At 63.9% G+C, this 6443-nt stretch carries 10 protein-coding genes; 7 read left to right on the forward strand and 3 right to left on the reverse strand.

Features of this window, described 5'->3' with window-relative positions; genetic code table 11:
- Window positions 1–74: 74 nt before the first annotated feature.
- Window positions 75–569: a hypothetical protein gene (locus VK533_RS13950; protein WP_324378668.1), complete on the forward strand. Its 495-nt coding sequence runs from the start codon at window positions 75–77 to the stop codon at window positions 567–569.
- Between the two features lie 87 nt (window positions 570–656).
- Here the strand turns inward: VK533_RS13950 and VK533_RS13955 are convergent, their stop codons facing one another.
- Window positions 657–1196 carry a GNAT family N-acetyltransferase gene (locus tag VK533_RS13955; RefSeq protein WP_324378670.1) on the reverse strand — a complete coding sequence of 180 codons (540 nt, stop codon included), beginning with the start codon at window positions 1194–1196 and terminating at the stop codon, window positions 657–659.
- Window positions 1193–2191, reverse strand: a complete 999-nt coding sequence (gene hemB, locus VK533_RS13960) for a porphobilinogen synthase (RefSeq protein WP_324378672.1) — start codon at window positions 2189–2191, stop codon at window positions 1193–1195. Before hemB ends, VK533_RS13955 begins: the two co-directional genes overlap by 4 nt.
- Before the next feature lie 291 nt (window positions 2192–2482).
- On the opposite strand from hemB, the gene VK533_RS13965 reads away from it, so the two are divergent.
- The 3 genes from VK533_RS13965 to VK533_RS13975 all read left to right on the forward strand — a co-directional run bounded on the left by VK533_RS13965 (window position 2483) and on the right by VK533_RS13975 (window position 4215).
- On the forward strand, window positions 2483–2689 hold the full coding sequence (locus tag VK533_RS13965) for a hypothetical protein (protein WP_324378674.1): 207 nt from the start codon (window positions 2483–2485) through the stop codon (window positions 2687–2689).
- 225 nt (window positions 2690–2914) lie between these two features.
- On the forward strand, window positions 2915–3919 hold the full coding sequence (locus tag VK533_RS13970) for a PQQ-binding-like beta-propeller repeat protein (protein WP_324378676.1): 1005 nt from the start codon (window positions 2915–2917) through the stop codon (window positions 3917–3919).
- 104 nt (window positions 3920–4023) lie between these two features.
- The gene (locus VK533_RS13975) at window positions 4024–4215 is read left to right on the forward strand and encodes a YqaE/Pmp3 family membrane protein (protein WP_324378678.1); all 192 of its coding nucleotides are present in this window, start codon (window positions 4024–4026) and stop codon (window positions 4213–4215) included.
- 321 nt (window positions 4216–4536) lie between these two features.
- Here the strand turns inward: VK533_RS13975 and VK533_RS13980 are convergent, their stop codons facing one another.
- Window positions 4537–5337 carry a hypothetical protein gene (locus VK533_RS13980; protein ID WP_324378680.1) on the reverse strand — a complete coding sequence of 267 codons (801 nt, stop codon included), beginning with the start codon at window positions 5335–5337 and terminating at the stop codon, window positions 4537–4539.
- Between the two features lie 220 nt (window positions 5338–5557).
- On the opposite strand from VK533_RS13980, the gene VK533_RS13985 reads away from it, so the two are divergent.
- From VK533_RS13985 to VK533_RS13995, 3 genes are all read left to right on the forward strand, one after another.
- On the forward strand, window positions 5558–5971 hold the full coding sequence (locus VK533_RS13985) for a hypothetical protein (protein WP_324378682.1): 414 nt from the start codon (window positions 5558–5560) through the stop codon (window positions 5969–5971).
- On the forward strand, window positions 5971–6174 hold the full coding sequence (locus VK533_RS13990) for a helix-turn-helix transcriptional regulator (RefSeq protein WP_324378684.1): 204 nt from the start codon (window positions 5971–5973) through the stop codon (window positions 6172–6174). The genes VK533_RS13985 and VK533_RS13990 overlap by 1 nt, the downstream gene beginning before the upstream one ends.
- Before the next feature lie 35 nt (window positions 6175–6209).
- Window positions 6210–6443, forward strand: a 234-nt coding sequence (locus VK533_RS13995) for a diacylglycerol kinase family protein (protein ID WP_324378686.1), incomplete at its 3' end; no start/stop codon positions are given.

Below are 6443 nucleotides of genomic sequence, written 5' to 3' on the forward strand. Positions count from 1 at the left end.
ATCGGGGGGGCGCAACCCCGAACTCGCGCATGTTGCGTGCATCTGGCGGCCAGACTAGGGCCGCCCGGGTGCGCATGACCCATATCATCCTGCTTTCCGCCACCGCGCTTTCGCTCGCCGGGTGCGGAGCCGAGGTTTCGGCACCGTCGCTGATGCCGCGCGCGGTCGAGAAACAGCCGATCGACATGCCCCTGACCAGCTCGATCGAGGCCGACACGCCGGTCGATCCCGCGCTCCACGCGAAGATCGCGGCGCAGGTCGCCGCCGCGCAGGCGGGCGACAGGGCTTTCATCGCCCAGCATGCCGAGACGGAAAAGGCGGTCGCGCGCGCATCGGGCGCGGCGCAGGGCAGCGATGCCTGGGTCGAGGCGCAGGAGGCGGTGACCGCGCTCGCATCCGCGCGCGCGGCCGTCCGCGATGCCGCCGCCGCGATCGACGCGCTGCGCGACGATCCGGCCAATGCCGCGCCCGGCAACCGCGCCGCGATCGATACCGCCGCGACCGAGGTGACCGCGCTGGAGACTAAAGAGGCCGACGCCGTCGCGGCGTTGAATCAGAAACTGGGATAATTTCCCGTCATTCCCGCGAAAGCGGGAATCCCGCTTCTTCTTACATTTAAAGGCAGCGGGATTCCCGCGTGCGCGGGAATGACGAGGCTAGGATCTAGGCCGGTCCGCCGCATAGACGATATGGCGGTGGAGCGGGTGGTTCTCCGGAAACAACGGATGGCCGAAATCGAGTTCGGGGCGGCGCGTCATGCCGATCCGCTCCATCAGGCCCCAGCTGCGGCGGTTGGCGGGCACGGTCATCGCGATCACGCGCTTCTGGTCCTGGTGCGCCCATACCCAGCGCAACGTCGCCAGCGCCGCCTCGCGCATATAGCCATGGCCCCAATCCGCTTCGCGCAACCGCCAGCCGATCTCGATCTCGCCCTCGATCGGCGCGCCCGCGGTGTCGGCGATCTTGAGCCCGCAAAAGCCGAGGAACGCGCCGTCAGCCTTGCGTTCGACCGCCCAGAAGCAAAAGCCGTTCTTCGCTTGCGACGCCTCCATGCGGCCGAGCGAGGCATCGACCTGCTCCGCGCTGGCGGGGCCGCCGAGGCAGGCCATCACCGCGTGCGACTGGCACAGATCGAAAAAGGGTACGCGATCCGCCTCACGCCAACTCCGCAGGAGAAGGCGCTCGGTCTCGATCACCGCGCGAGCAGGCGCGCCGCGTGCGCGGCATGGTAGGTGAGCACCCCCGAACAGCCCGCCCGGCGGAAGGCCATCAACGTCTCCAGCACGAGCGCGTCGCGGTCGCCCGCGCCGGCGGCGACGGCGGCCTCGATCATCGCATACTCGCCCGACACCTGATAAGCGAACACCGGCACTTCGAACCGTTCCTTCACGCGGCGGATGATGTCGAGATAGGGCAAACCGGGCTTGACCATCACCGTGTCCGCGCCCTCGGCCAGATCCAGCGCGACCTCGCGCAACGCCTCTTCGGCATTGGCCGGGTCCATCTGGTAGCCGCGTTTGTCGCCCTTCAAGAGCCCGCCCGAGCCGACCGCGTCGCGGAACGGGCCGTAGAAGGCCGAGGCATATTTGGCGGCATAGGCCATGATCTGGACGTCGTGGAAACCTTCGGCCTCCAGCGCGGCGCGGATCGCGCCGACGCGGCCGTCCATCATGTCCGACGGCGCGATGATGCTGGCGCCGGCGCGCGCCTGGACCAAAGCCTGATCGACGAGGATCTTCATCGTATCGTCGTTGAGCACGCGGCCCCGCGCATCGACCACGCCATCATGGCCGTGCGCGGTATAGGGATCGAGCGCGACGTCGGTGAGGATGCCGATATCGGGCACGCCGTCAGCAATCGCCTTGATCGCGCGGCACATCAGATTGTCGGGATTGAGCGCTTCCTCGCCGCGTTCGGTGCGCAGTTCGCGCGGCGTGTTGGGGAAGAGCGCGATGCAGGGGATGCCGAGCGCCTGCGCTTCCTTGGCGCGCGCGACGATATTGTCGACCGACCAGCGCGATACGCCGGGAAGCGTGGCGATCGGTTCTTCGACGCCCGAACCCTCGGTCACGAACAGGGGCCAGATCAGGTTGGCGGGCGACAATGTGTTCTCGGCGACCATCGCGCGGCTCCATGCGGCCGAACGGGTGCGGCGGAGACGAAGCGCGGGATAGGAAGCAGCGTGACTCATGGGCGCTTCCTAAAGCCAGATGCGCCCCGACGAAAGCATCGCGTCCTTTAGCCGTCACCCCTTAGCCGTCACCCCAGCGAAAGCTGGGGTCCATCACCCGACCGTCGATCGCGCGGAACCGACAGGAGATGGATGCCAGCGTCCGCTGGCATGACGGCTAACACATGCGCCGAGCCGCGCCGTTTTGGCGGCAAATCGTCTTGCCCGCGCCGCGCCATTAACGCATCCGTAAAGCGGGGGCGTTAACTATAGTTTTCCGCACCCAGTATCCGGTCCGGGGGGATCTTAGTAATGTTCGAGTTCGCCGCGCTTACCTATGGCGTTATCGCCACCTTCGTCATGGCCAGCACCAGCCGCAACCGGCGCGAGGCCCGCAATAACCCACCCTTGCTCAGCCTGTTCGGCTGGGTGCTGATGGCTTTCTCGCTGAGCGTCGGCGTGGGGCTGCTGGGCTATGCCGGCTACAGCGCGATCACCGGGGCGCCCATCGCGATCTGAGCGCGTCAAAAGCGCCGCTACGGCTCGCGCCGGCTGGTGGGCCTGCTGCCACGGACATTGCCCCACGGGCATCCGCCCCCGATCCATGCCGCGCCTTCTTCCAAACCGGGAACGGCGTGATGGTATTACGATTGACTCAAATGATAATAATATTGATGTTTCCGCTATGTCGGATCGTCAACCTTGCCTGACCGGTAATGCCTGTGGTCGGTGCATGCGTCTGCCATGCGGCGGCTCGCTATGAAGCGCGCCGCCGCGTTCCTCCTCGCCGTATCGCTTTGGACTGGCATCGCCAGCGGTGAGCCGGTGGCCAAGCCCGGATTGCCGGCGATCCAGCGCTCCGTTGCCGCGCTCTCGCGCCTCGCCACATTCCCGGTGGCGAAGCTCGATGCGGATTGGGTGGCGATCGACACGGATTCCGTGTGGGTCGCGGGCAAGGGGCCCAACGTCGTCCACCGCATCGATCCCGCTACCAACGCGGATACCGCTACGGTCGCGTTGCCGGGTGCCGCTTGCGCTGGTCTCGCTGCGGGTTTCGATAGCCTGTGGGTGCCGATCTGTGGCGAGAAGGCCTATTCCGTCGTGCGGATCGACGCCGCCAGCGGCCGCATCGTCGCCACGATCCCGATGGGGCCGCCGGCGGAGGGCGGTATCGCGGCGGGCAAGGACGCGATCTGGTTCGTCGTCGACGGCAAGACGCTTGTCGCGATCGACCCGAAGACCGATCAGCCCGTTCGGCGCATCGAGATCGCCACCGGCTCGCAGGTCCCGATCGTCGATGGCGATATCGTATGGATCAGCAGCACCGATCATGATCTCGTCACCGCGGTCGACGCGCGCACCGGGGATATCATCGGCACGACCGCGACAGGCCCGCGCCCGCGGTTCCTCACCGCAGGGGGCGGCGCAATCTGGACGATGAACCAGGGCGACGGCACGGTGACGCGCATCGATGCGAAAACCCGCCTCGTTACCGCGTCCATACCCCTCGGCCTGCCGGGCTCGGGCGGTGACATTGCCTATGGCGACGACATGGTCTTCGTGACCGCGCTTGGCGTGCCGCTCACCCTGATCGACGCGCGCACGGATCGACCGCTGGTGCAGTGGATGGGGCCGGGCGGTGACTCGTTGCGCTTCGGACACGGCTCGGTCTGGCTGACCGACTATGTGAACGGCAGTTTGATCCGGATCGATCCAAAAGCGGCGGCACGCGGGAAGCTGCGCAAATAAGCCGATCGAGCGATCTGATAATGCAGTGGGTGGGAACGGAGCGGCAGGATTGCCATTTGCCCTGGCGCACGCTTAATCTCGATCCTCTCTCGGGAGGATAAAGCATGCGCCTGATCGTCGCCCTTCTGCTGCCGTGGCTGTTATTCTTCACGATCGGCCGGCCCGGCGCCGGCATCGTCTGCCTGTTGCTGCAACTCACCGTGATCGGCTGGCTGCCGGCGGCGATCTGGGCGGTCTACGCGCTCAGCCAGTACAGCACCGATCAAAAGATCGATCGGGCGTTCGGGCGGCGTTGAGCGCGATGGTCAATTTGGGTCGCGAAGCGCGGAAGCCCGTGCCGGAGAAGCCAGAGTGATTCGAGATTTCGGCTTCCTTGCCGCTCTTTTGGTGCTCATCGGGATCACTATCAGGTTTCATATCGGCTATTGGCCAGCCATAACGATGGGCGTGGCGCTGGCGGTTTTTTGGACTGCCGCTGAGCTATACTTGCGTCGGCGCAAGCGCGCACCAAGGAAGCCAAAGTGATGATAGGGGTTGCGGTCACAGTGCGCCAAATTCCTGTCGAATAAGTGCACTGTCACCGTAATTCTAGTTTCGCATCGCGCTTCGGCTAATAGCTAGCGGTTTCGCCTCGCCTGCCGGATCAGCTGGTTCATCTCGACCTTATGCTCCCTATGCCAAAGCAGCCGTTCTTCTGTCAGTTCGTGATAGAAGATTGGGAACGTTTCGCTCGGAGCGAGTAAACCTTCTACGGTCGCTAGATCTGCACCTTGCGGCACGTCGGCGAAAAGCTTCTTCTTTTTCGCCTGCGATTCTGTGCGTCTCGCAGCTACCGCAAGTTGATCGATCAATTGGAGGGCTACCGCCTCCGTGCGCGACAGCGGGATGAAATTTCCGAGCGACTTAGCCTTGTCGCCGAGGCTGTCCTTCATTTCGAAAAATATCTGCTGCACGTTGGGGAGGTTCTGGTGACCCCTCTCCCAGACAAAATTGAGCGATTCCACGTCAGAAAAATACTCATTGGCGTGACGCTGCGCGTTCACGATCAACTCTTTCGACGCGATGCCATAGGCGGAATCCGGGGAATGCCCCTTAGGGAAATTGGCCCGATAAACATCGTTGTATAATTGGGTGTCTATCGAGACGGTAAGCCCCATCTGACACCAGTCCCGCATTAGGTCATATTGGACCTGTAAGAAGGCGCTCTTGCGCCCACGGTTCCAAACCGTGCGATCCGCATACGGCCCCTTGTTGCGATCCATCTCCAGGTAGTGGGCGTAGGGCACTTCGGCGCGGTCAAGCAGGCTGTTCCAAGCCAGCGTGAAGCCTAGCCACTTGTGCCAAGATGAAAGCAGCCCTCCGACCAAAAGTCGGGACGTATCGCCGTAGGATTCATCTACGTAAACCGTGGCGATCATAAGCGGCGTATCCCCCTCCATCGACCTTCGCTCGATAGAAGCGCGACGCCCATTTGATCTAGGTCAGGTGGCGCGCCCTCGAACGCTGCCAGCTCCTCAGCGGTGAGTCGATGCTCCATAACATCAACTCAGACCGCTGAGTACGCGATGTTCAAAATATTTGACACCCGTCGTTGGCCGTCCTACTCCGTGTCAAAGATTTTTGACACGGAGTAGGATCATGTCGTTTCGCTACAAGAGTGCGCTGCTTTCGCTAGCCAGCATGGCATTGGTCTATGGCTGGTACTTCGTCACGTTGATGATCCATCGTCATGACGGCACGCACCCCAATCCGGCTTTGCATCTCGGCGGCGCGGTGCTGTTGCTCGCGCTCATCCAGATCGTCGGACACATCGTCATCGCGGGTACGTCGTCCGACAAATATGATGCGATGGACGAGCGCGAGCGCTTCTTCGATCAGCGCGCGACCCGGGTCGGCTATTATCTGCTGATCGTGGGCGGGCTGGCCGCGATCGCGACTTTGCATATCGGCGCGAGCGGGCCGGATATGGGCAATGCCGTCCTGCTTGCGATCGTGGTGGCGGAATGCGTGCGCCAGGCGGTGTTCCTGATCTCGCACCACAAGGCCGCCTGATGTTCCCGATCGCGAACAATGTCCGCGCCGAACGCGAGGCGCGGGGGATGACGCAGAGCGAGCTCGGCACCGCGATCGGCCTGACCCGCCAGACGGTGGCGGCGATCGAGCAGCGCCATTATTCGCCCTCGCTGGAAGCCGCGTTCCGGATCGCGCGGCTGTTCGACACGACGGTCGATGCGTTGTTCCAGTGGGAAGAGTGACGCATCCGAAACGGTAAGGCGCGCGTTTGGGCGGGGTGAGCAAGCTTCCCCGTACCGCCGCCCTGATCGTCAACACCAAGTCGCGTAAGGGCCAGCACGCCTTTCGCGAGGCCAGCCGGCTGCTCAAGGCGGCCGGCGTGGAACTGAGTATCGCCAAAGCGGTGAGGAATCCCGCGCACGTGCCGGACGAGGTGCACAAGGCGGTCGTGGCGGGTGTGCCTATGGTGATCGTCGGCGGCGGCGACGGATCGATCTCCTCCTCAATCGAC

Source organism: Sphingomonas sp. (genome assembly GCF_035317925.1).
GTDB lineage: Bacteria > Pseudomonadota > Alphaproteobacteria > Sphingomonadales > Sphingomonadaceae > Sphingomonas_I.